Genomic DNA, 25271 nt, shown 5'->3' on the forward strand with positions numbered 1-25271 from the left:
CTTTGGCTCTTTCTCTTTTTTACTGGTTAAAACCCTTGACCCCTAAAGCTTTACGCATTGTATAAGTACTTGTATAATAAATATACAACTAACTTATAGAAATGTGGGTCCTGCCATGTACAATATAAAAGCTGCTGCAAAGATCCTTGATATGCCCAAAGTGACGATCCGCTCTTGGGAAACACGGTATAATGCGATTACTCCAGCTCGCACAGAATCCGGCCACCGCCTGTATTCTGATCAGAATCTGGAGGATTTGAAGTGGCTTAAAATCCAGGTTCAGGAAAACGGCGTCAAAATCAGCGAAGCTGTCAAACAACTCCATGCTTCCCGCAAAAAATTCGTGAAGACAGCTGCTGAGCTGCCTCAATCTCCAGAAGGCTCCATCGAGTACGAGAAGCAGATTGAAGAACTTTATAATGCCGGAGCTGAAATGGACAGTGAGCGTTTCCAGTACTTGCTGGATTTGAACTTTTCCATGTTCCATTACCGCACTGTATTCTTTTCCATATTGGCGCCTTTGATGGTGCGGATCGGTGAAGAATGGGAGAATGGCACCATCACCGTAGCGCATGAACATATGCTGAGCCATATGGTGCTGCAGCGCTTCACTCAGTTTTTCCGTATTTTCCCGACATCAGAAACGCTGCCGAAAACTTTGGCTTTCTGTCCGAGCGGCGAACATCACCAGCTTGGCTTGCTTCTATTTACGCTATTCCTCCGGGAACGCGGATACCCGGTCGCGTATATAGGACCCGATACGCCGCTCGAAGGCCTGCCCGAACTTGTCGGCAAACAGGATTTCAGATTGGCCTGCATGTCCATTGGACACGAACGGCTTCTTCCAATTGCCCATGAATATATAGACGCGTTGGCTGCTGTTAAACCCGAACTGCATTTCGTCATCGGCGGACGCGGCCTTGGCCACCTTGAAAACACCTCCAACCAATACTATATCGGTACTACGTATGAGGATTGGGAGCGCTGGCTCGAAGATACCCAAAAGTCCAGAAATTAAAATGACCTTGTCAGGTATTATGCCTGACAAGGTTTTTTGTGTTGGTTGATATTTTTCTTTTAACTTATGGTAAAATTTAGTTATCAGAATTTTCTGTTCCAGAAGGGGGCTCTTATGAAAAAATATTTGAATATGAATACTTTGTATCTAGCTGCCGCCATTATTGCAGTCAGTGCTTTTATGCTGCCGCGTGTCATTGAAGCGGTCAATCTGCACCTGAATGGCATCTCCTATATCGCTGATCAAACGGAAGACTATTATAAAATTACAGAACCCGTTGAAGGGGAATATACGGTTGAACTCGATCTGAATAATTTGGAAAATAATGAAGGCAAGATCCTCTATGATGACGGAGACAGCCAAATTTCCGTAATGAAAGTAGTCGAACAGGAAGAAATGGGGTATGAAGTGGTTTTCCGCTCACACGCAAATGAACTTCCTGATGGAGCCGTCCTGGTTTCAGGCATTGCCCATGACTATACTCAGGATGGTACAACGCATTCCATCGAAGCGGAAGCAACCGCCGGTAAGGACGCTCATCAACTGTCCCCATCCACCGCGACCGGATTAAGCTATAAGGACGGGGACCATTTCGGATTTTACCTGGATGCTCCTGCGGAAGATGTTGACAAAGTCGCGGTGACTGTGACGAATCTGCAATTGAATTTATGGATGGAAAAAGCGATTTTCGAGTGAGCTGCAGCGCCGCAGATTCAGCTCATAAAAAAAAGACCCGCTCCTTAGAGCAAGTCAAGGTCCTGATAGGCGGACTGGTAAGGCCCATTGTCTGTCACTTCTGAATGGTAAAGTGCTTTCAAAGCGAAATTCTTTTCCAGGTCCATATCCTTCATGAGTGTTTTCAGGCGTTTTTTCAATTCCGGATTTTCACTCACAAGAGTTTCCATCTTCGATTTCGTGTATTTCATAACGGGTCACTCCTTTCGGTTGCTATTGGTTTTATTGTAACATCTCTAACTCCATTTAATGAAAAAACGCACTTGCATCGGGCAAGTGCGTTTGTTTTTATTGGACAAGAAAGTAGATAACTTTTCTAGTATGAAAATCCTTAAAAAATGTGTTTCCTTGTCCAGACTCCGGCGACCCAGCTCTTCGAGTCATAAGCCAGCTCAGCTCCGCAGCCAAAGCCGCTACGCTGATCCGTCTTATGCTTTTCAGAGCTGAACGGGTGACGTCGCTTTTCTTTAATCAGCCGATGAACTGGAAAATATAATTCGCGAGGAATAATGCGGCGATAATATACAGCGCCGGTGTGACTTCGCGCCATTTGCCGAGACCGACCTTCAATAACGGATACATGATAAAGCCGATGGCGATGCCGTCAGCGATACTGTACGTAAACGGAATAAGGACGATGATCAGAAACGCCGGGATGCTCTCGCTCATATCTTTCATGTCGAGATCCTTAATGTTCTGCAGCATCAACGCGCCAATGATGATCAGGATCGGTGCAATCGCACTGTCCGGGATCAATTTGATGACAGGAATGAAAAACGCGGCGCCAAGGAACAGCAAGCCGGTTGTAATAGCCGTCAAACCTGTGCGTCCGCCTGCCGCCATGCCTGCTAAAGTTTCTACGCTGGCAACTGTCGGACTGGTTCCGAAAACACCGGAAGCCATCGAGCCGATCGATGTTGCCTGGAATGCACGCTTGTATTTCTCCGGACGTTCGATGAAATTGACCTGTCCGTGGACAAGTCCGATGTTCTCAAACACCAGGACCATTGTCAGCGAGAAAACCGCTACCCAAAATCCCATGGTCAGGAAGCTGGTGAAACTTAACGCGCCGAATCCGGCAAACGCTTCTGATGCGCTCATCGCCGGTTCATTCAACTGACTGAGATCGATCATGCCGAATAAAAAGGCGATCACTGTCCCGGCCACAATCGTGATGAGGAAATTCCCCGGCACATTGCGGATGAACAAAACGATGGCGATTACGAACGTCAAAGCGGTCGACAGCACCAGCGGATCGGAAACCGATCCAAGCGCCAAAATTGAACCTTCGCCATTGATGACGATTCCGCCTTTTTCAAGGCCCAGCAGCATCAGGAATAAACCCAGACCTACTGTAATCGCCTCTTTTAGCGAATGCGGCACCGCAGCACTAAGCACTTTGGCAAAACGCGTAAACGCCACAGCGACAAAAATCGCGCCGGAAACGAACACGACCGCTAATGCTTCCTGCCAGGTAAGGCCCATCGCCTGCACCAGTGTATACGAAAACAGTGCGTTGATGCCCATGCCCGGAATCAGCAGGATCGGAACATTGCCCCAGAATCCCATGACGAGCGCACCAAAAACAGATGCCCCGATCGTCGCAATGATTGCCGCTTCAATCGGCATGCCGGATTCCGACAGGATCAGCGAATTGACCGCAATGATATACACTACTGTGAAAAAGCCGATCAGCCCAGCCAATAGCTCGCGCCTAACCGATGTACCATTTTCTTTAAGACCGAAAAAACGATCCATCCAATTATACATATCGATAACCTTCTATTAAATTAGCCCTCTCCCTACCCGCTCTGCCTGAATAAATTCAGGTAAGCCAAGATAGAAGTGTAATCCAAAAACACCGCTGCGTCAAGGGTTTGGGGTTGGTCTTGAGAAGGTAAGAGCAAAAGTCGATTTCGAGTTTTATCGTGCTTCGCGCAGTGAAATGCAGGGCATTCTGTGGTTTTGGGTCTAATCGCATTTCGCGCAGTGAAATGCCATCCGAGCAACGGTTTCGGTTTGCTTTCAACTATATTTTTAAAGGGGCGATTCATTCTCGCAGACAAATGCTATACTTCAAGTAATATTTGGAAAAGAGGTGTTATATGGAAAAAGAATGCTTGGATTTGCTGTGCACGGAAGATGCGATCGGATTTTTGATTGGCCGCTTGCCGAATGCACACCCACAGCGACATTATCTTGCAGGCGAGCAGCGGCAAATTGCAGCAGGTGTCCGAGGAGAAGATCGGATGAGGAAACACTTTGTTGAATTTCATTCGCATGAAGAATTCCATGTACTCTGGGACGTCAGTCTTGAGATGGACGACTGGAAAATACAGATGGATGGCTTGCTGTTGACCGAACGCTGCGCCATCATCATGGATTCAAAGAACATCAGCGGCAAAATCCATTTTGATGAGCAGACCGGTGAATTCTACCGTTTCGACGACGAAAACGTCAAAAATGTAATGAAGGATCCCCGTATCCAGTTAAACAAGAATATCCGATTCCTATCGGCATGGTTCCAGCTGAAGAAAATCAAACTGCCTGTCAGCGGACTTATCATTTTCACCCCGAAGAGCTGTGAATTCATTGTCAGGCCAAAAAGCAAACACATCTGTAAAGTCTACCAGATGCCTGAATATCTATTGCAAATCCTAAAGGCTTTCCCCCTTGAAGCCGAACCGCCGAAACTGCCGAAAATCAAAAAGCAGCTTATCAGCGCGAATTCCCCTTATCTGAGAACCCCTTTATGCAGCAAATATTATATTGGAGCGAATGAAATCCGCCGCGGCATTCAATGTACAGAATGTCAGAAGTACGGCATGAAACGAATAAAGAAAAGCTGGCAATGCCCTGATTGTGGGCACCGGGATCGTCAGGCGCATAAATTTGCGTTGCGAGAATATTTTTCACTGATCGACACCCATATTACGAATCAGGCGTTTCGTGAGTGGTGTGGTGTGGAATCGAGTTCCGTCGCTAAAAGACTCTTGGCTCAATTTGACTTAGAGACTTCTGGAGAAAGCAAAGCTTGGAAATATAGTTTAAAAAAGAAGGAAAAGTGACAAGCTTTTCCTTTTTTTATGGAAATTTAAGCGGAACGCCCGCAAACTTTTTTAATCGCCCGCATTTTTTTCTAATCGCCCGCATTTCCTATTAATCGCCTGCAAAAATTTTTAATCGCCCACAAAGTAAATTAATCGCCCGTATCCTAATTCCACCAACCCAATTCCACCTCTCACCACCACCCAATAACCCCAAAAAGAAGCTTTTCGCCGAGCGAAAAGCCTCGCATTTCCCCTTACAGCTTCTTCTCATACAAAAAACATCGCATTCCAACCCAATTCCCCCTAAAAAACCCAATTCTCCATCACCATCCCGCCCTTCCTCGCATTTCGCCCAGCGAAATGCCATCCATTCAACGGTTTTCGATTTACCCGCACGCCCGCTGAATTCGCCACAATCCATCATCTAATATCGCACACCCAAAACCCTCGAACGGATGCTTTCCGCCCCGGCGAAAAGCGAAAACCCACAAACCATAAACCCACTAACCTATCATCACTTCCCCAAAATTTCCCCATCAAAAAAACCACACGCAAAAATGCGTGTGGCCGATTATTTTATTGATTAGAAGAACATACCAGCGATCGAAGCGCTCAAAAGTGAAGCGAGTGCTCCGGCAGCTACTGCCTTCATACCGAGTTTTGCTATTTGTGGACGGCGGCTTGGTGCAAGTGCGCCAAGTCCTCCCAGCAAGATTGCCAGGGAGCTCAAGTTTGCGAAACCACATAGTGCGAAGCTGACAATAAGGACAGTTTTTGGTGACAAGTCTGCCATTTCCGCAGTAAAGGAAACGTAAGCGACAAATTCGTTCAATACGAGTTTTTGTCCGATGAAGCTTCCTGCCTGGACTGCTTCAGCCCAAGGTACACCGATTGCAAAAGCAAGCGGGGCAAAGACGAAGCCAAGAATTTGCTGGATAGTCAGACCTTCGAATCCGACAACACCTCCGACAAAGCCAAGCAATCCGTTGAGTAAAGCGATGAGCGCGATAAATGCCAAGAGCATCGCGCCGACGTTCAATGCCAATTGCAAGCCGTCAGATGCTCCGCGTGCGGCAGCATCCACTACGTTTGCAGATTCTCTGTCTTTTTCAAGCTTGAATTCTTTTTCCTCAATTTCCTCTTGTTCCGGAATCATGATTTTCGCCATGATCAATCCGGCTGGAGCCGCCATGAAACTTGCCGCAAGCAAATATTCAAGAGGAACGCCAAGAAGTGCGTAACCCGCAAGTGTAGAACCTGCGACCGAGGCAAGTCCACCCGTCATAACTGCGAACAATTCTGATTTCGTCATTCCTGCAAGGAACGGACGCACAACAAGCGGTGCTTCCGTCTGGCCAACGAAAATGTTCGCCGAAGCGGAAATCGATTCCGCTTTACTTGTTCCAAGCAATTTCGAAATCGCGCCGCCGAGAAAACGGATAACGAGTTGCATGATGCCAAGATAATACAGCACAGAAATTAAAGAAGAGAAGAAGATGATGATCGTCAGCACCTGGAAAGCGAAAACGAAGCCAAACCCTTCTGTGTCGGCTGCTGGACCGAATACGAAGGCAATCCCTTCCCCCGCGTAACCGATTACATTATTGACTACCTCAGATAGCCAAAGCAATGCTTTACGTCCTGTTTGCCATTCAAGTACGATGAACGCGAAGCCGATTTGAATCGCTAATCCACCTAAAATTGTCCGTGGCTTAATGGATTTTTTCCCGTCGGATAAAAGGAAGGCAAGTCCCAGAACGACGAAAATGCCGAAGATGCCCCATAATATATTCACAACTTCACCTCATAAATAGTATTTTATCAGAAAATTAGGCTAATAAATGTCTAACTCATCCGTCGTCTGACATCTTACCAAAGCAAATCGAATAAGTAAATGTACATTATGTTACAAAACGATAATTTAACCGTATTTCCAATCGGATGAAAATTCATAATTGAATTGATATTTCCCGGGAAATGTTGACGTTGCCGTCATTCCCGGTTTTATTCGCCTTCAGTTGCCGGCGCTGCTTTCTTAAGGAAAAAGGAAAGAAATACACCGATAAGACTCAGAATTCCAGCTACGATAAAGGAGATATTCACACCGCGAATCAGCCCTTGTACCCCATATTGTTCAGGATCGAGCGCAGTGCTGGTCATGATGGTGACAAGCAAGGCGGTTCCGATCGAACCCGAAACCTGTCTCATCGTATTGCTCATGGCAGTGCCATGCGGAATCAGCCTTTCTGGCAGCTGATTGAGTCCAGCGGTCGTCACCGGCATCATCACCATGGCAACGCCGAACATCCGGATGGCATGCATCACCGTTAAATAAGTAAAGGAAGTTTCAGCAGTCAGCACCGTAAATTGGAAAGTACTGAGGGTAACAATCGAGAGGCCGATGATGGCCAGCCATTTGCCGCCGAACGCGTCGAAAACGCGGCCGGTGATCGGGTTCATGATTCCCATAATGATGGCGCCCGGCAGCAGCATCAGGCCGGATTCGAGCGCAGTGAAACCGTGCATATCCTGCATATAGATCGGCAGGATGGTGGCACTTCCGATCATGGAAATAAAAACGATGACGCTGAGAATCGTAGACAACGTGAATATCTTATATTTGAAAACACGGAATTCAAGCAGCGGTTCCTTCAAACGGCCTTGCCGCTGAATGAAAAGGAACAGTGAAACCGCTCCGATGGCGATTGACACAAGAACCGGTAAACTTCCCCATCCGGTCGTGCCGGCACTTGAAAAGCCGTACAGTATACCGCCGAAACCGAATGTCGACAGCATAACCGACAAAATATCCAATTTCGGGAAAGTCTGCTTTGTGACATTCTTGAGGAAGAAATAAGCAAAGATCAAATCAATCAGGGCAATCGGAATGACAATATAGAATAATGCGCGCCATGGATATTGCCCCACAATCCAGCCCGACAACGTCGGTCCGATGGCCGGCGCGAATGAAATGACGAGGCCGAACAAGCCCATCGCCTGCCCTCTTTTCTCAATCGGAAAAATGACGAAGAAAATGGTCTGGGTCAGCGGCATCATAATACCCGCTCCCGAAGCCTGGATGATACGGCCGATCATCAAAATCGAAAATCCAGGCGCAAATGCCGCTACGATTGTGCCGATGGTGAACAGGCCCATTGCTGTAAGGAATAAAGACCGCGTGGAAAATTTGCCGATTAAAAAGGCGGTTACCGGAATCATGACGCCATTGACGAGCATGAACACCGTCGTCAGCCATTGCGCAGTATTCGCGGTAATCTCCAAATCATCCATAATATGCGGCAATGCCGTTGCCAGCAAGGTTTGGTTCAGGATGGCGACAAAGACGCCTGCCATCAGCACCGCAAGCAGCGGCCCTATTTTTATATCTTTTTTATCGTGGACATCGTGCTTACTTGCCAATAGCTTCACCTCTTTGTATCAATAATCCGCTTTTTTAGTCTAATCCGCGTTCTATTATCCTAGTTACCCTCATCGGTTTCAACTAATCGCCATCGCGAATTAAAAAAGCAGCACAGCCCGTCCCCGGCTGTGCTGCGAAATGTTAAGCTTTCGCGTTCTCTTTACGGTGGCTGATGCGGTAGAACACCAGGTAAAGAGCCGGAATCATCACTAATGTGAATAGACTCGAGAAAGCCAGTCCGGCAATGATTGTAACCGCAAGCGGTTCAAATAACGGATCACCCGACAAGGCGACCGGAATCAATGCAACAATCGAAGTGATCGTTGTCAAAATGATCGGCTTGATGCGCGCGTAACCGGATTCCAGAATCGCTTCTTTAATGGAGAAGTCGCCTGACAAACGGCGTGTCTCCACGAAATCGATCAGCACAACTGCGTTACGGACGACAATCCCCGTCAAGGAGACAATCCCCATCACACCCAGGAAGCTTAGCGGTGTTTGCGTCAGGAACAAACCAAGGATCGCGCCTGAAATTCCGAGATAGACCGCAATCAGTACCAGGAATGGCAAAGCGAACGATTTGAATTGGAACGCGATGACCAGATAAACCAGCAGCAATACAACCAGGAAGAGAATGCCGATTTCCGCAAAGAACGCTTCCTGATCGGAATTTTCGCCGCCCGTGGAAATTTCATACCCTTCCGCTAGGTCAGCCCTTTGAGCATCGACCACTTCCAGCATGTCAGCTTCAAAATTATCCGTGCTCCCGAATGCACGCAATGTAATAGCGCGTTCGCCGTCTTCATGCGGCACTTGGGCGATTGCAGTCGTCTCTTCCACATCCAGCAGCTCATTCAGCGGGATCAATTGCGGCGGCCCTTGCTGCGGAGCTTGTCCTCCAGTTGCGGGGACTGCAAATTGCGAAAGGTCGATTTCTTCCCCTTCCTCTATTCCCGCCTGTTTCAGGACGACGTTATAGAATTCATTGTTCTCATAGATCGAATAAAGCGGAATGCCTTGCGTCAACAGCTGCAGCTGGTTCGTTACAGTGCTGAGCGCAATGCTGTTGCTTTCAAGGACGTCAGTGTTCGGCTGATATTCAATGGCCGGCACAGGATCGCCCAGGTTATCCGTAACGATATCCGCTCCATTATCCAGCATCTGCTCTTTCAATGTATCACGGAGACCTTCAAGTTCCTCAATATCTTCGCCTGTAATAGTGACTGTCACCGGCGCTCCGACTGGAGGGCCCTGGACAATCGTATCAAGGAAAATTTCTGCATCCGGATACCGTTCGCGCAGTTCCGGTTCCCATTTATCGATGAACGCGGAAGCGGATGTGTTGTCGCGATAAACGCGGATCGCAACCTGACCGGTATTTGAACCCGTGTTATCCATCGATGAGGCAAACAGATTCGGCAGCCCGTCACCTGTAAAGATTGCCAGCTCTTTAATATTTTCATCCTCTTCTGCAAGAGTTTCGGTGACATCCGTGATAAATGCGTCCGTTTCTTCAATCGGCGTTCCTTCCGCCAGGCGGACATTCATCGTCACTTCCTCACGGTCAGCTTCCGGGAAGAATTCAAACGGTGTGAACAACGCGAGTGATAATAAGCCTGTCGCAATCACAAGTCCGCCGATCCCGACCCACAATGGCCGTTTCAACACGCCGCGCAATACTCTTTCCGAATAGAATACAGCCAGCTTTTCCAATGGTTTGCCAAGGAATCCCGGTGTATCGGAGATTTTTTTCGCTTTTCGTTTCGTTTTCAAATATTGCATCATCGGCACCAAAGTAATCGACAGGACTGTCGATGCAATGATTGTTGTGATCAGAATACTTGGCAGCGCCTTGATGAATGCTCCGTTGCCGCCTGATAACAGCAATAATGGTGAAAATGTTACAACAATTGCCAAACTGGACGAAATAATGGATGGATAGACTTCACGCACGCCGTTAATCGCGCCTGCACGCGCAGAGTCGCCCAATTTATAACGCCGCTGGATATTATCATTGACGACAATGCTGTCATCCACCAGTATCCCGATAGCGATGATGAGGCCGATGACCGAAATCTGGTTCAAGTCGACGCCCATGTAAGGAATCGGAATCAGCCCGATCAATACCGAAGCCAATACCGTCAATGCCACTGCGAAGGCGCCAAATAAAGTAAGGCCCGCGGTCGTGGTGATAAGTACGGCTAAAACAGCTATCAACAATGAAATATAGAGCCCGCTGAAGATTTCATTGACATTATCAGCCTGGGATTCGTATTTATTGGCCTGTACACCGGCTGGCAGATTTTCATTGAACTCTTCAATCACGTCTGTCACACGTTCATCAACAGATGGCACGTCCTGGCCAGTCTGAAGGAAAACGGTATAGGAGATGGCATCTTCTCCTTCAAAAGTGACAATGTCGGAAGTTTCCTGGTCCACGGTTTCAATCACCGCCACTTCACTAAGTGGCACAGCAGCCTGGCCGACCTGCAATTGCTCCAGTTTTTCAATGCCTTCTTCCTGGCTGACCGTCAATACAAGACGCTCATTGCCATTATCATGCGTGCCAAGCGACAGCGGCTGATTGGCCTGCTGCAGCGATTCGAGCACAGCAAATGGCTGAAGATTATTCTCGGCGAGGGCTTCACTGTCCAGTTCGATCAGGATCTGCTGATCGTTCAGTCCTTTGACAGTAGTGCCTGCGACTCCAGACACCGCTTCCACGTCTTCAGACAAATCAGCCAGCGCCTGTTTCATGCCTTCCAGTTCAGCGCGGTCGCCGTAAAACATATACGACACCAGCGGGAATGTCAGGTCAAGCTTTTCGACAGATGTTTCCTGTGCCTGATCCGGAAAATTGCCCGAGGCGCTCTGCGCTTCCTGCTGGATTGAATTGATCAGCCCGTCCGGCTCAACGCCTTCTTCAATTTCCAGTGTGATGATTGATGCTGAATTGGAAGAAATGGATTGGATGGATGAAATCCCATCCACTTTCTGGATTTCATTTTCCAGCGGCACAGTAATCGACCGCTCCACTTCTTCAGGTCCGGCGCCCGGCAAAATCGTCGACACCAGCACAAGACCCGGCGGTGTTTCCGGAATTTCACGCTGCGGCAAAGTCAGAAAGGTATAAACCCCCACCAGCATAAAGATGAAAATCAGAAAAATAAACAATTTACTCCGCTCTAATATGTAATTCATAATATAACCTTCCTTCTTTTCTTGTATAATTATTGTATAACTTAATCGTTTAAAATGTCCACTCTATAAACTTGAAAATGCTGTAAATGTGCAAATCTTTTTTTCTTCTTCATATGTATATAATCCTTGCATAACCTATTTACATTTGGGACAGCTTTCTTTTCCAATAAAACGGAGAAGTTGGATGTTTGTATTGTTCTCCATTGTTTTTCCACATTAAAAAACCTGCCCGCTGTTAAAGCTGGACAGGTTAGCAGTATCAGATATTCTCAAAAAACAGCCGGATGACATCTGCGCCGCCGATGAACGTTCCAAGGGAACTGCCGAGATTCGTCAGAACAACAACAAGCAGGACACGCGTGACTTTATTGTCCCAGAAACCCTTGAGGGTAAAAACATCTTTTGACAGCGTTTCGAAATCACCGACATTCGGCTTGCGGATCGACGCCTGCGTCAGTCCCGAGAACCAGCCTGCCGCCACAAGCGGATTAAGCGAAGAAATCGGGGCAGCGACAAACGCCGTCAGGATGGCGAGTGGATGGCCGAATGCTATGGTGGCGCCGATTGCGGCCAATGTACCATTCCACAGAATCCAGCTGATCGTCTGGTCAAGTCCTGCTGCGGGATTGGCGACAAAGGTATAAGCGATGATTCCGATGATGAGCAGCGGAATCGCCCACCCGATGATTTTTGGCCATTTCGATTTTGGCGGCACTTCAGAAAGTTTTTCAAGATCATGTTCGTTGTGGATTTCTTTCGTGATCCCCGGCACATGAGCCGCGCCGAGCACTGCGACGATTTTTTTGCCTGGTGCCTCTTTGATTTTCTGCGCAAGATACTGGTCACGTTCATCGATCAACGGCGTTTTCAGGCGCGGGAAGGCTTTCGTGAAATCGTCCATAACTGCACTCAGTGTATCCTGGGATTTCATCTTCTCGAGATCTTCTTCAGAAATCGTTTCTTTTGAGAAGATGCTGAAAAATACCGACGACAGCAGCTGCACTTTGCCCCATAGACCGATATTGCCCCAAATCCGTGAAAACGTCACTTGGATATTGCGGTCTGCCAGCACAAGTTCGGCGCCCGTTTCTTTTGCCGATTCGATGCCCTGAATCATCTCCTGCCCCGGTTTGATGCCGAATTGATCGGCCAACCGGTTCTGGAACGAAGAGATTGCCAGGTTCATCAACAGGAGACTCGATTTCTTTTCTTTGATCACTTTAAAGATATCGGTTTCTTTCCATTTACTGTTGTCCGTGACCGATTGATAGCGCTGGGCATCTAATTCGATGCAGATGGAATCCGGCTGTTCAGCGTCAACCACTTCTTTAACTTGTTCGGCGCTCCGTTTGGAGACGTGGGCTGTACCGATCAGGATCAATTCTTTATCGCCATATTGCAGGCGTGTGATATTTTCTTCTTGCATGGGTTTACTTCCTTCATAGAATTTATTTCTTCCCACGAAAAGCATGAAAAGACTGTCTATTCTATATAATGGATTACTGGGCGGAAAATATCAATCCTGCGCATCCCATTTCAGCAGGTTTCACAAAAGCTTCTTATAATCCGTCTGCGCTGAAGGTGTCGCCTTCATCGAGGTTGCCCGCTTCAAAGCCTTTGTAGAACCATTCCTTGCGCTGTTCGCTGGTGCCGTGCGTAAAGCTTTCCGGCACAACATAGCCGCGAGACCGCATCTGGATAGTGTCATCTCCGACTGCCGCCGCAGCCGTCAGCGCTTCTTCAAGGTCGCCTTCTTCAAGATAGCCCATCTCCTGGGCATGATGCGCCCAGACGCCCGACAGATAATCCGCCTGGAGCTCGAGCTGCACTTGCACCTTATTGTATTCTTCTTCACTCAATTGATTGCGCAGCGGCTGCACTTCCTGCATCACGCCGAGCAGATTCTGCACATGATGCCCGACTTCATGGGCAATGACGTACGCCATGGCAAAATCACCAGGCGCATTGAATTGACGCTGCAATTCACCGTAAAAATCCAAATCGATATAAAGCTTATAATCTGCAGGACAATAAAAAGGACCCACCGACGCACCGGCAGTACCGCAGGCAGACTGTACACTGTCCGTAAACAGGACAAGTGTCGGCTCTTCATATTGCATGCCTTCTTCTGCAAAAACTTCGGTCCACACTTCTTCTGTATCCGCGAGTACGACAGATACGAAGTCAGCCAATTCTTCTTCCTGTTCGGTCGCCTGGTAAGGTTCACCTGTACTGCTGCCGCCGGAACCATTTCCGCCCATACCATCGAGCAGGATGCCCGGATCTCCTCCGAGGAATGTCACGATCAGGATCAGCACAATCCCGCCGAGCCCGCCGCCGACTGCCAATCCTTTACCGCCGCCGCTTCCTCTTCTGTCTTCTACATTCGCACTGCCTCTCCGGCCTCTCCACTTCATAGGACCACACCCGTTTCTGTCTCATTTCAATTGTTTATACCCATTTTTAAGATTCGTTAAATCTCTTGCTGAGTAAATTTGTAAATTAAAAATTGCTCTGAAGGATCTTTATTGAATTCCGGCAAACCAATTTGGTCCTTCAATTTGAACAGGTTGCCGCGTTCCAGAAAGTCAATGTATTCGGAAGAAGGATAATAGAGGATGATTGTCAGATCTCTCGGAAAACTTTCAGCGGACAATAGAATATTGTCTACGATTTTCATGAATATCTGCTCGGAAAAAGGGTTGAAAAAGTAAAAGACCGTATCTTCCGGTTGAATATGATAGTCCTGAGCCAAGCCTTCACGGAAGTCGATGCGCCCTGCAGCTCTATGATTTTTTCCTTTACGGTTATAAGTTTCGAGGTTTTTTAGCGCCTCCGTAAAAAAGCTGGTATTCAGTTCAATGCCTGTGGAACGGCAGCCGAAGCGGTCGTGCGCATAAAAATTCAGCCGTCCTTTGCCGCTGCCGAAATCCACCAGTCCATCGTCGACGCCAAGAGGATGGCGATTGAATAATTCCTTTAAATGCAGATATGGGGTTGGTTCATACCTGTTGTGGTGAAGTGTGGCTTCAGAAATCCATTGTGTGCCTTCTGTCGCGATATTCAAATATTGGTCGCCTTCAAATTCCTTCATGCTGTTCTCCCCCGATTCTGCTTGCCTTGAGTGCTGGCCTTGTCTTTCAATACCCGATTCTTCTTGCAAATAACAGCGTATTTTGATAAAGTCGAGCTAATTCAATAGTTCTTGCTTCCTTTACAGGGAAGTGAGGATAGAGGCGCAATTATCATCAGTAAGCAGATTGAGGAGCACGGGCTCCGCCGACTTCTGCCGGAAGGGATATTTGCCGAAGCGGCGGGAAGCCCCTGATTTCCGTTGCTGGTCCTGCATTTAAGAGATGCCGGATTGTCATGCGGCTTTTGACGCATGGAGGGCTATCTGACGCACAGCAACACATCCCGTTTGTGTTTGCGCAGCAGCAGCGGCCCTTCGCCGCTGCTTTTTTTATGGCCATAGATAATTTCTGATGTGGTATAAAGCAGATGACCTCACCTCGGATGGAACTAAAAAAATTTAAAAGGATGGGATATTATGAATTTCGGAAAAATCATCACTGCGATGGTCACGCCTTTTGATGCAAACGGCGATATTGACTTTCCAGCTACAGAAAAACTGATTGAGCACCTGATCGCAAACGGTTCTGACGGCCTCGTCGTTGCCGGCACTACCGGTGAATCGCCGACTTTGACGGCGGCTGAAAAATTGGCGCTGTTCAAATTTACCGCGGAGAAAGTGAATGGCCGTATTCCCGTCATTGCAGGAACCGGTTCAAACGATACCCGTTCATCGATTGCGTTGACAAAGCAAGCTGAAGAAGCAGGTGTCGATGGCATCATGCTTGTCACGCCTTATTATAATAAGCCCGCGCAGGAAGGCTTATTCCAGCATTTCAAAGCCATCGCCGAAGCAACTCACCTGCCGATCATGCTTTACAACATCCCCGGCCGCAGCGCTGTCAATATGGCACCTGAAACAATCATCCGTTTGTCCGCTGTCAGCAACATCGTTTCTGTCAAAGAAGCCAGCGGCAACCTTGACGCTGCGTCAATGATTATCGATGGCACGCCGGACGGCTTTACGGTATACAGCGGCGACGATGGTTTGACGCTTCCGCTGATGGCAATCGGCGCGGACGGCATCGTTTCAGTGGCTTCACACATCATCGGCAATGAAATGCAGGAGATGATTGCTAACTTTACAAGCGGCAACATCAAAGAAGCGGCAGCCCAGCACCGCAAACTGCTTCCGGTCATGAACGCGCTGTTTGCAGCACCAAACCCTGTACCGGTAAAAACTGCTTTACAATTACTCGGCGTCGAGACGGGCAAAGTCCGCTTGCCGATGATTCCGTTGAACGACGAAGAAACTGTCACCCTACGTCAGCTTCTCGAAGCCGGCAATATCCGGGCTTAATTCATATGAACGAAAAAAACGCTGGAGCATCGCGCTTCAGCGTTTTTTCGTGTTCAATTATAATTTAGTGAAATCAAGCTTCTCAAGTGTCTGCTTCAAGCTGCCGCCCGTTACGAGTGAACGCGTGTCGATACCCAATTGGGACAGCGTAATCGCAATTTCTGAACGGATGCCGGTCAAAATCGCTTTAACACCCACCATATTGAGTGCCTGAACAATCTTAATGATTTGTTCAGCCACCATTGAATCCACTTTGACTACGCCGGACAGGTCGATCACCAATGTGGAAATCCGGAGTTTATTGGCAGCTGTCAGTGTTTTCTCAAGGATGAACTGAGCACGGTCAATTTCAAGATCTCCAACAAGCGGCAAAATCGCTACTTTATCAGCGATCGGCACCACTGGAGCGGAAAGTTCGAAAAATTCCTGTCGCGCTGCAGTGAGTCTTTCCTGATATGCATCGATATAGGCGCTGCTGTAAGAATACATAGCGTGATCCAAAAGTGTATGGAAAAATTCCATCGCATCGAACAAAGTCTCCATAGGGATACTTTGAAGTTTCCCTTCACTTCTGATCAATTTCGCCAAATGTTTGCGGTATAAAGAAGATTCAGCAAGAGCTGCGTCCAGCATCATATTCGCTTCCAGGAAATAGCGGCCAGTTGCGAAGCCCCAGGAATCAATGGCTTCGTAAACCTTTTTTTCGTCACAGGAATTTATCAGGGAAGTTCCGAGCAATTCTACGAAACCTGCTCGGGCTTCTATGACCTGCTTGATGAATTGTTCATTTTGGACCATATCATCAGGTTCCGAATCCTTCATGACTTCTTCGTTGATCAGTTCCGCAATCAGGTATTTATCATCTATGACACGCTGTCCCAAAACTTCATAATATTTATCCATCAGTACCTCCATGAGCTAGCATTCAATGTTATTTGAATTTATTATACCTGTAGAGTGAAGTTCAGTGTACTGCTTTTAGATAAACTCGAAAAAATATTATCTTGTAAAAAGCGAAAGACTCAAGAAACAGATAGGTATTCAGCTATTTTGCTGATGGTTTCTTCCGCATCGCTTACATGCGGGCTATGACCTTCAGCATCCATCAATTTATACTCGCTGTTTTCAATCCGGCTATGTACGTATTCACCGACAGCTTCAGGTGCGACCGCGTCACCCCGTGTCTGCAGGATCAAAGTCGGCACTTTCACTTTCTCCAATTCTTCACGAACATCCGCCAGGAAAGTTGCTTCCGCAAAATCGCGCATCACTTCCGGATCGTTCGCACACAGCAGTTGTTCAAACTCAGCTGCCAGATGTGGCCGGGCAGCGTTTTGCATGACAACTGGGGATAAGAAACGCGCGAACTCGTTATAGTCACCTTCAATCATCTGCAGCATGCCTTCAATATCAGCTTTTTCAAATCCGCCGTGATAACCGGGTTCATTCAAAAAGTATGGAGATGGCCCGATCATGATCAGATTTTTCATCAGTTCAGGACGTTCGACTGCGGCAAGAGCGCCGATCATACTGCTGACTGAATGGCCGATAAACACTATATTTTCAAGCGACAAGGCATCGCATAATTCCAGAAGGTCCTGTTTATAACCTTCCAATGTCCGGTATCTTTCCTTATTATATGCAGATTTATCGCTTTGACCGGAACCGACGTAATCGAAAAGTACAACTCTATATTTTGTTTCGAAAGCTGGCGCAATTTTATCCCACACATATTGGTCGCAGCCGAAGCCATGGGCAAACACTAGAACTTTCTGTCCTTGCCCCCCAATTTTAACGTTATTCCTTCTGACCAGCTGAGCAGCGGACTCTTTCGTTTCAGTCATTTACGTCATCACCCCTTGCAATAAAATCGCTATTTTCCTTTTACAATGCTAATTTCATACTAACAAACTTAAGACCAATCTCCTAAGATAAGAGCTTAAAAATTATACAAAAATAAAAATAAACCTTGCCACGGTGGCAAGGTTCGACGTTCAGGAAGAAACCGATACACGGTTCCGTCCTGCATTTTTAGAATTATATAAAGCTGTATCCGCTTCATTCAGTAAATCGGGAAAAGAATTACAGTCTGAATTGCTTGCCACGCCGATGCTGACGGTAATCGGCTGATAGGGCCAGTCATGCATTTCCACGTTAAAGCGAATTTTTTCCGCAATTTTTTGAGCCTCACTCAGCTCCACTATGGGTAATACGGCAACAAATTCCTCTCCGCCAAGACGCGCGGCAAAACCATCATCTCCAATCGTCCTGGTCAGCACTTCTGCTAATTCCTTCAGAACCACATCTCCCGCATGATGGCCGAATGTATCGTTGATCCTTTTAAAAAAATCAATATCGATTATCAATAATGTCAAATTGCTTTCTGCAATGAGACCTGGCAGGAATTCCTCCAGATAACGGCGGTTTTTGAGTCCTGTCAATACATCTGTATTTGTCATTTCCCTCAGCCGCCCATTCATTATATTCAATTCTTCCTGTTTGTATTTCACTTCATCCAGCAATAATTGAAGCTCGCTGTTCGCTTCTGCTGTCGCCTGGCTGATTTGTTCCGCTTCCCGTTTGGCGTTCAATAATTCATTTTCATATTCATTTCGGATGGGCACCTGCATAAAGGCACATTCAAAGAGCTCATTCCGTTTACGGGTGTTCATCAATACAGGAATCGGTCCATCAGGGCCTTTCAACCTTAAAAACATTTCACTGACAGCCCCGTGTGTAATGATTGCCGGAATGAAATAAGTTTGAAAGTAGACTCTTGAAGCAATGGTCAGTAAGTCATGCATATGAGTGGGAACGGAGACCAGATGGGACATTTCAATCATCGTCCTGTTCATCTCAATAATCTTCAATTCCTGGTCCATCACCAGATAGCCCAGTGGGGCGAAATTCAATTGTTCCTCCATCAACTCATCTCCTAACCAGCCAAATACTCTTTGATGACTGTGGCCGTTTCTGCGGCATCGCTTATGTGCGGATTATGGCCCATGGCTTTCATGATGACCAGCCGGCTATTGGCAATATGGTCGTGCACATACTGCCCCACTTCGAGGGGCGCAATGGCATCGAATTGAGTTTGCATGATTAATGTCGGCACTGTGAGTTTGCTGAGCTCCGAACGCATATCGGAAGTAAAAGTCACTTCCGCAAACTGACGGGCGATCTTCGGATCATTTGAACAAAGCAGCTGCTCAAAGTTTTCCGCCAGCTCTGGACGGTCCTCGTTGCTCATTACTACCGGCGCTAAATATTTTGCCCATTCTTTATAATTCACTTCCATCATATCCAGCAGCTCGATAATATCCGATTTATCGAAGCCGCCCTGATAGCCGGGTTCATTCAGATAATGCGGAGACGGCCCGATCATCACCAGCTTGCTGAATAATTCAGGACGCTCAATCGAGGCAAGCATCCCGATCATGCTGCTGACCGAGTGTCCGACGAAGATGAAGCTATCGTCTTCGAGGGAATCACAGACATCCAGCAAATCCTGTTTGTAACCGTACAAATCACTGTACCGCTCTTGTGAATAAGCTGTTTTATCACTTTGGCCGGAACCGACGTAATCAAATGTGATCACTTTATAATCGATTTTAAATTGATCAATGACTTCGTTCCACACCAATTGGTCGCAGCCGAAGCCGTGTCCGAAAATAATCGCTGTTTTTCCTTGCCCCGTAATTTTCACATTATTTCTTTTTGCAACATCCATCATGCGAGTCCACCCATTCCCTTTATTATGCGTAAATCCTTTGAAACTTTTCCAATGGGACTATCATATCAAATAAGCCGTTTAAACTATATGAAGAAAATATATATATGTGTATGTATAACCTTAAACAATACTAAATACCTGGTTCCGAGATTTTATTAGCCATAGAAAAAACCGGCCATCAGCTGGCCGGTTTATAACTTACTGCTATATATTATTGTTTACGTGCTCTGAACGCCATAGTTGTTGTCAATGCTGCAAGCATCAATCCAGCGAAGATCCATAGGTATGGGATTGTTCCGCCTTCAGCTCCGCCAAGACCAGTTGCAGGCATTTTCTCAGGCATTTCAGCTCCACCGAATTGTTCAGGGAATTGATCCGTGATGGCTGCTGACAATCCAGCTGCCGGCATTGTCATATGTGCATATGCAGAACGCATTTCAGCGTAAGCTGTTTCATAGTCACCAGCTACATAAGCATCAAATGATCCAAGCAATTGGCTGACGTGTGTTGTCAAACCTTCTTCCAAAGCATCAGCCGGAACACGTCCTTCTGTTGCTGCATCAAGCAATGCTGCCTGTTCCACAATATACTCATCAAGATCAGCTTTCGCCTGCTCCTGTGCTTCAGTGTCCCCAGCTCCAGTCGCTTTCACATAATCAACGAAGTAGCCGATATGCGAGCCCCAGATTTCAGCGAATTGTGCTCCTGCTTCTTCACCATAAACCGAAGCTACTGCTGCTGAAAGGTCATCAGCGTTAGCCATCAATGCTCCAGCCGCCTGATCGAAACTTGCTGCGCCATCAGCGCCGTCCTGCATAGCCATTACCGCAAGACCTGCGTGCTCAGTGAATGTGTAATTCAAAGTTGCGCGCAAATCGATTGCCGGAGTATCAGGGTTTGTGCCATCCACCAATTCCGGGAATTGATCAGCGATTGCGATTGATAATGTTTCAGCAAACATGCTCATATGGTGAATTGCTTCACGCTCTAAAGTGTATGCAGTTTCGAAGTCTTCTGTAGCGTATGCGTCAAATGCTTTGATCAGCTGATCAACGTGCATGTCCAATCCTTCTTGAACTGCTGCTGCAGGTAAACGTCCTTCAGTTGCTGTATCGAAGAACTCTGACTGTTTTTTCTTGTATTCTTCAAGTTGAGCCAAAGCTTCGTCTTTTGCAGCCTGGTCATCTGCAGCTGTTGCTTTTACATAGTCAACGAAATAGCCGATATGCGAGTTCCAGATTTCCTGGAATGCCGCTCCGCCTTCTTCACCGTAGACTGAAGCTACTGCTGCTGTAAGATCATCTGAATTTGCCAATAATGCGTTTGAAGCATTTTCGAAGTCATCAGCGCCGTCAACACCTTTTCTCATTGCTTCAACTGCCAGGAAAGCATGTTCCGTAAGAACTGTATCCAATTGGATGCGAAGTTCAGCCGCTGCTGTATCCGTCGCTACAGCTGTTTGCGCTGATTCATTGGTTCCGCTCGAATGTGATCCGTGGCTGTCGGCAAGAGCCGCCGTTGGTACCAACATTGCCAAGCTAAGTGGAAGTGCTACTAAAAGTTTGTTCATTTTCATCATGAATCTCTCCTTTTTCCTGTTTTATTTTTTCGTTCTGACTGTATAACGCAGGCGGATCTTTTTTAGATCACATTTTTTTCAATAAAATTTTGGGGAGTGGTTTTTGGGAGAGAGATCAGGGTGATTTCTACTTGATTAAGGAACAGAAACCTCATCAAAAATGGGTTATGCGCGGTCAGAATTTTTTATGCGCGGTGAGCGGGATTTACGCGCGATTAAAAATTTTTATGCGCGGTGAGCAAAGTTTAGGCGCGATTAAAAAAGTTTATGCGCGATTCGCTGGCACAGAACTGCCCCTTTCAATTTTTTACCCATAGAAAAACAGCCTTTCTACTATATAAGAAAGGCTGTTACATAAAGCTATTTAATGTGTCGGCAACTTAGCTGTATCACTCTTGAAGATCGCCAGCTGGTCAATCAGCTTCTGGCTGCCTGTATCGAGTCCGACAATATCGACTTGATTGCCATTCTCCCTGAACTTCAGGACGACACGGTCAACGGCGCCGACACCGGAATCATCCCAGATGTGGGCATCGGTGAAATCGACGACCACTTTCTCACCTGTGATGCCGTAGTCGAATTTCTCAAGGAAATCTTCGACAGAAGCGAAGAACAATTGGCCTTCCACATGATAATGCGTGGCATCAAGCAACCGCTTCTGCACTTTGATCTTCGAAATCTTGGCCACGAAGAAAATCGCACTCAATAAAACACCTGCCAGTACACCCATTGACAGATCGTGGGTATAAACGACAATCGCCACAGTAGCCACCATTACAATCGAATCCGCTTTTGGCGCTTTTCTCAAATAAGAGAACGACTTCCAGTCGAATGTTCCGATCGATACCATGATCATGATGCCAACGAGCACCGGCATCGGAATTTGAATGACAACGTCACCCAATACGATGATCAGGAACATCAGCAAGGCACCAGCGACCAGAGCCGACAAACGGCCTCTGCCCCCCGATTTAACATTGATGATCGACTGGCCGATCATGGCACAGCCCGCCATTCCGCCGAAGAATCCCGTTACGAAGTTGGCGATCCCCTGGCCGCGCGCTTCTTTATTTTTATTGCTTTCCGTATCTGTCATGTCATCGACGATATTCGCCGTCAATAAGGTTTCAAGCAATCCAACAACCGCCAATGCCAATGAATACGGCAGGATGATCATCAAAGTTTCCAGATTAAAAGGCACATTCGGCAATAAAAATGCTGGAAGTGTCTGGCTGATGGTTCCCAAATCTCCCACTGTGCGCATCTCGAAACCCGAATAGATCGCTACAGCTGTAAGCAAAACAAGTGCAATCAGCGGAGCCGGTATGGCTTTAAAGAATCTCGGTACAATATATACAATTGCCAATGTAATGGCGACAAATACATACGTAATGGTATTGATGCCCAGGAAATGCGGCACTTGCGCCATGAAAATCAGGATTGCGAGTGCATTGACGAAGCCGATCATCACCGCACGCGGGATGAACTTCATCACTTTTGCGACTTTGAAGACGCCGAACAAAATTTGAATGACCCCTGTCAGGATGGTTGCTGCCAGTAAGTATTCAAGTCCGTGATCCTGCACCAATGGCACCATCAACAGGGCCATAGCGCCGGTTGCCGCTGAAATCATACCGGGCCGTCCGCCGACAAAAGCGATGATGACGGCTATACTGAATGATGCATACAAGCCGACCATCGGATCGACGCCTGCAATGATTGAAAATGCAATGGCTTCAGGGATTAATGCTAAGGCAACGACAGTTCCCGCCAGAATATCGCCCCGTATATTTCCGAACCATTCTTTTTTTAAAGTTTCACCCACGATATTTTTCTCCTCTTGTTGTCTAATTTTGAGTGTTGCCCCGAATTACGGAACTACGATTTCACAATGAGAATAGTGTATCATCCGTAATCCGAAAATGGAACCTTTTTGGTCCTTTCATTTCAAATAAATATGTTATAATGAAAGCAATATGCTAGACGAGGAGTTTTAACCGTGAAGATTGGCTATGCGAGACCCATAGAAGGGGATATTGATTGCGGCAAGCAAAAAGAGCTGTTCACTGATATGAACTGTGCCGAAACTTATGTTGAAAGCCACTCTTCTCCAAAGAAAAGAGAGGAACTGAAAAGGCTTCTGGAACATCTTAAATCTGATGACCGACTGATGGTGAAAAGCCTTCATGTGCTGGCTGATTCAACGCGTCACCTGATGGAACTGCTGGATTTACTGGAGCAGAAAGGATGCACATTATATTCGCACAGGGAACAGATCGATACCGATCCGGATAAATTATACAGTTTCCAGAAAATCGTCCAATGCCTCGCGGATTTTCAGAGCGATTCGATCAGTGCCAAAACAAAAGCCGGCCTGACTGTAGCCAAGGAAAAAGGAATGCACGCGGGACGGCCGAGAAAACCGGACGCTAATGTAAAAAAAGCGATTGAGATGTATGAAAGCAAGAAATATAATCTTGCAGAAATCAAGGAAAAGACCGGCATCAGCAAATCCACCCTATACCGCTACCTGGAAAACTAGCCCCTCCAGATTATGAAGAAAAGAGCGCCTCGGCGCTCTTTTTTAATCTTTTTCTATTTCACAATCAGCACAGGACAGTTTGCGCGTTTCACCACTTTGTGGCTGACGCTGCCCAGCACCATTTCCTGCAGCGAGTTCAGACCACGGCTGCCGATGACCAGAATATCGAAGCTTTCCGAATTGGCGTACTCGACTATAGCCGGCCCCGGACTCCCATGCAAAATCTTCACACGATATTTAATTGCTGCTTCAGCAATTTTTTCCTCCACTGGCTGAAGTTTCTTACGGCGCTGGAGGTCCAGTTCAACTGAACTTCCGCTGTGCAGCACATCGTTTTTTGCATCGTCGTGGTCTGCTACATATACGATGGTGATTTGTGAATCCCCATTGTTTCCCGCAATAGTGATTGCCTCTTTTGCGGCGCGAAGGGAATGGTCCGAACCATCCACCGCCAATAATATTTTGCTGTACATCTGCCAACACTCCTTTTAGCTGATCAAAGCTGGCGAAAAACCTTGTTGTTCTGCTTCGCCAGCTGCTTCCCTTTTCTTCACAGTGTACCACCAAAATTCCCAAAAAATAACCTTTATAGGAAAAATAAATTATGTGTTATGATGTAGGAAATTAAATGGAAATGCAGATCCGTTAACTTGAGATGGAGGGATCGATATGTACGAGAGTGGATTAGTTTTGGAAGGCGGCGGCATGAGAGGGATTTATACCGCCGGCGTACTGGAATATTTCATGGAAAAAGACCGTTATTTCCCGTATGTCATCGGCGTATCGGCCGGCGCCTGCAATGCGGCTTCCTATATCTCCAGACAGCCGGGAAGAAATAAATCGGTGATGGTCGATTTCGTGCGTCACCCTGATTACATTTCATTGCGCAACCTCATGCAAAAAAGAGAATTGTTCGGAATGGATTTGATTTTCGATCAGATTCCGAACAAACTTTTGCCGTTCGATTTCCCTGCTTTTCATGAAGCAAAAGAGCGGTTTGTCATCGGCACGACGGATTGCGTAACCGGGGAACCGGTTTATTTCGAAAAAAATGACAGCCCGAAAGACATCCTGTCGATCATCCGCGCTTCCAGTTCCCTGCCTTTCATGTCCAAAGCCGTTACATACAATGGCCATCAGCTGATGGACGGCGGCGTAGCAGATCCGGTACCGTTCAAAAAGGCGCTCGCAGACGGTGTAGAGAAGCCGGTGATCGTGCTGACGAAAAGCAAAGGGTACCGCAGGAAACCTTCGCGCTTCAGAAAAACGGGCCGCTATTTTTACAAGGACTATATGGGACTTACTCATGCACTTGAAATCCGCTGGAAACATTATAATGATCAATTGGAAGAAATCGAACAGCTTGAGCGGGAAGGCAAAGTGTTCGTCATCCGCCCGTCACAGGATATTAAAGTAAAACGGGCCGAGCGTGATCCCGTGAAACTTGATCAGCTTTACCGTCAGGGCTACTCGGATGCACAGCATGCTTTTGAAGCGATGGAAAACTGGCTCCAGGCGAAAGCTGTGGAATCCAGCTGAATTTGCTGGCCCACTTTACGC

General features: G+C 47.0%; 23 protein-coding genes and 1 riboswitch. Of the genes, 7 read left to right on the plus strand and 16 right to left on the minus strand.

Annotated features, from left to right (window positions below; all coding sequences use genetic code 11):
• Window positions 1-115 precede the first annotated feature (115 nt).
• A complete protein-coding gene (locus D2910_RS05700; protein ID WP_117312697.1) occupies window positions 116-1018 on the plus strand; it encodes a MerR family transcriptional regulator in 903 nt (300 codons plus the stop codon).
• Window positions 1019-1132: 114 nt separating this feature from the next.
• Window positions 1133-1714 (plus strand): hypothetical protein, encoded by a 582-nt coding sequence (locus tag D2910_RS05705; RefSeq protein ID WP_117312698.1) that lies wholly within the window; start codon window positions 1133-1135, stop codon window positions 1712-1714.
• 44 nt (window positions 1715-1758) lie between these two features.
• Here the strand turns inward: D2910_RS05705 and D2910_RS05710 are convergent, their stop codons facing one another.
• Both D2910_RS05710 and D2910_RS05715 read right to left on the minus strand, forming a co-directional pair.
• Window positions 1759-1944 (minus strand): hypothetical protein, encoded by a 186-nt coding sequence (locus tag D2910_RS05710; protein ID WP_084243877.1) that lies wholly within the window; start codon window positions 1942-1944, stop codon window positions 1759-1761.
• A 280-nt stretch (window positions 1945-2224) separates the two neighbouring features.
• The gene (locus D2910_RS05715; RefSeq protein ID WP_117312699.1) at window positions 2225-3523 is read right to left on the minus strand and encodes an NCS2 family permease; all 1299 of its coding nucleotides are present in this window, start codon (window positions 3521-3523) and stop codon (window positions 2225-2227) included.
• A gap of 335 nt (window positions 3524-3858) precedes the next feature.
• On the opposite strand from D2910_RS05715, the gene D2910_RS05720 reads away from it, so the two are divergent.
• Window positions 3859-4821 (plus strand): nuclease-related domain-containing protein, encoded by a 963-nt coding sequence (locus D2910_RS05720; protein WP_240633556.1) that lies wholly within the window; start codon window positions 3859-3861, stop codon window positions 4819-4821.
• Between the two features lie 91 nt (window positions 4822-4912).
• On the opposite strand, the gene D2910_RS05725 is transcribed toward D2910_RS05720, so the two are convergent.
• The 7 genes from D2910_RS05725 to D2910_RS05755 all read right to left on the minus strand — a co-directional run bounded on the left by D2910_RS05725 (window position 4913) and on the right by D2910_RS05755 (window position 14519).
• Complete coding sequence (locus tag D2910_RS05725) at window positions 4913-5227, minus strand: hypothetical protein (RefSeq protein WP_117312700.1); 315 nt, start codon at window positions 5225-5227, stop codon at window positions 4913-4915.
• Window positions 5228-5386: 159 nt separating this feature from the next.
• Entirely contained in the window at window positions 5387-6598 is a 1212-nt protein-coding gene (locus D2910_RS05730; protein WP_117312701.1) for a NupC/NupG family nucleoside CNT transporter, read from the minus strand.
• A gap of 209 nt (window positions 6599-6807) precedes the next feature.
• Entirely contained in the window at window positions 6808-8157 is a 1350-nt protein-coding gene (locus tag D2910_RS05735) for an MDR family MFS transporter (RefSeq protein WP_117313055.1), read from the minus strand.
• 208 nt (window positions 8158-8365) lie between these two features.
• A complete protein-coding gene (locus tag D2910_RS05740) occupies window positions 8366-11425 on the minus strand; it encodes an efflux RND transporter permease subunit (protein WP_117312702.1) in 3060 nt (1019 codons plus the stop codon).
• Between the two features lie 259 nt (window positions 11426-11684).
• A complete protein-coding gene (locus D2910_RS05745; RefSeq protein WP_101802274.1) occupies window positions 11685-12851 on the minus strand; it encodes a TraB/GumN family protein in 1167 nt (388 codons plus the stop codon).
• 133 nt (window positions 12852-12984) lie between these two features.
• Window positions 12985-13842: a KPN_02809 family neutral zinc metallopeptidase gene (ypfJ, locus tag D2910_RS05750; RefSeq protein ID WP_117312703.1), complete on the minus strand. Its 858-nt coding sequence runs from the start codon at window positions 13840-13842 to the stop codon at window positions 12985-12987.
• A gap of 56 nt (window positions 13843-13898) precedes the next feature.
• Entirely contained in the window at window positions 13899-14519 is a 621-nt protein-coding gene (locus D2910_RS05755) for a class I SAM-dependent methyltransferase (protein ID WP_117312704.1), read from the minus strand.
• A gap of 129 nt (window positions 14520-14648) precedes the next feature.
• Window positions 14649-14829, plus strand: a riboswitch (Lysine riboswitch).
• A gap of 146 nt (window positions 14830-14975) precedes the next feature.
• On the opposite strand from D2910_RS05755, the gene dapA reads away from it, so the two are divergent.
• A complete protein-coding gene (gene dapA, locus D2910_RS05760; protein WP_117312705.1) occupies window positions 14976-15857 on the plus strand; it encodes a 4-hydroxy-tetrahydrodipicolinate synthase in 882 nt (293 codons plus the stop codon).
• 57 nt (window positions 15858-15914) lie between these two features.
• Here dapA and D2910_RS05765 read toward each other — a convergent pair whose 3' ends face one another.
• The 5 genes from D2910_RS05765 to D2910_RS05785 all read right to left on the minus strand — a co-directional run bounded on the left by D2910_RS05765 (window position 15915) and on the right by D2910_RS05785 (window position 21166).
• Window positions 15915-16760, minus strand: a complete 846-nt coding sequence (locus D2910_RS05765) for an STAS domain-containing protein (protein WP_165850141.1) — start codon at window positions 16758-16760, stop codon at window positions 15915-15917.
• Window positions 16761-16879: 119 nt separating this feature from the next.
• Window positions 16880-17701, minus strand: coding sequence for an alpha/beta fold hydrolase (locus tag D2910_RS05770; protein WP_101802270.1), 822 nt, complete (start codon window positions 17699-17701; stop codon window positions 16880-16882).
• Window positions 17702-17851: 150 nt separating this feature from the next.
• Window positions 17852-18781 (minus strand): GGDEF domain-containing protein, encoded by a 930-nt coding sequence (locus D2910_RS05775; RefSeq protein WP_117312706.1) that lies wholly within the window; start codon window positions 18779-18781, stop codon window positions 17852-17854.
• An 11-nt stretch (window positions 18782-18792) separates the two neighbouring features.
• Window positions 18793-19590, minus strand: coding sequence for an alpha/beta fold hydrolase (locus D2910_RS05780; RefSeq protein ID WP_117312707.1), 798 nt, complete (start codon window positions 19588-19590; stop codon window positions 18793-18795).
• Between the two features lie 211 nt (window positions 19591-19801).
• Window positions 19802-21166: a copper amine oxidase gene (locus tag D2910_RS05785; RefSeq protein ID WP_101802266.1), complete on the minus strand. Its 1365-nt coding sequence runs from the start codon at window positions 21164-21166 to the stop codon at window positions 19802-19804.
• Window positions 21167-21300: 134 nt separating this feature from the next.
• Between D2910_RS05785 and D2910_RS05790 the strand changes: the two genes are divergently transcribed.
• Window positions 21301-21486, plus strand: coding sequence for a hypothetical protein (locus D2910_RS05790; RefSeq protein ID WP_133299072.1), 186 nt, complete (start codon window positions 21301-21303; stop codon window positions 21484-21486).
• Between the two features lie 47 nt (window positions 21487-21533).
• On the opposite strand, the gene D2910_RS05795 is transcribed toward D2910_RS05790, so the two are convergent.
• Entirely contained in the window at window positions 21534-22994 is a 1461-nt protein-coding gene (locus tag D2910_RS05795; RefSeq protein WP_117312709.1) for a SulP family inorganic anion transporter, read from the minus strand.
• Window positions 22995-23168: 174 nt separating this feature from the next.
• On the opposite strand from D2910_RS05795, the gene D2910_RS05800 reads away from it, so the two are divergent.
• Entirely contained in the window at window positions 23169-23711 is a 543-nt protein-coding gene (locus tag D2910_RS05800; protein ID WP_117312710.1) for a recombinase family protein, read from the plus strand.
• 53 nt (window positions 23712-23764) lie between these two features.
• Here D2910_RS05800 and D2910_RS05805 read toward each other — a convergent pair whose 3' ends face one another.
• Window positions 23765-24184, minus strand: coding sequence for a universal stress protein (locus D2910_RS05805; RefSeq protein ID WP_084243860.1), 420 nt, complete (start codon window positions 24182-24184; stop codon window positions 23765-23767).
• Window positions 24185-24380: 196 nt separating this feature from the next.
• On the opposite strand from D2910_RS05805, the gene D2910_RS05810 reads away from it, so the two are divergent.
• Window positions 24381-25250: a patatin-like phospholipase family protein gene (locus D2910_RS05810; protein WP_117312711.1), complete on the plus strand. Its 870-nt coding sequence runs from the start codon at window positions 24381-24383 to the stop codon at window positions 25248-25250.
• The last annotated feature ends 21 nt before the right edge of the window (window positions 25251-25271 follow it).

This window comes from Planomicrobium okeanokoites, from assembly GCF_003428875.1.
GTDB classification, from domain to species: domain Bacteria; phylum Bacillota; class Bacilli; order Bacillales_A; family Planococcaceae; genus Planococcus; species Planococcus okeanokoites.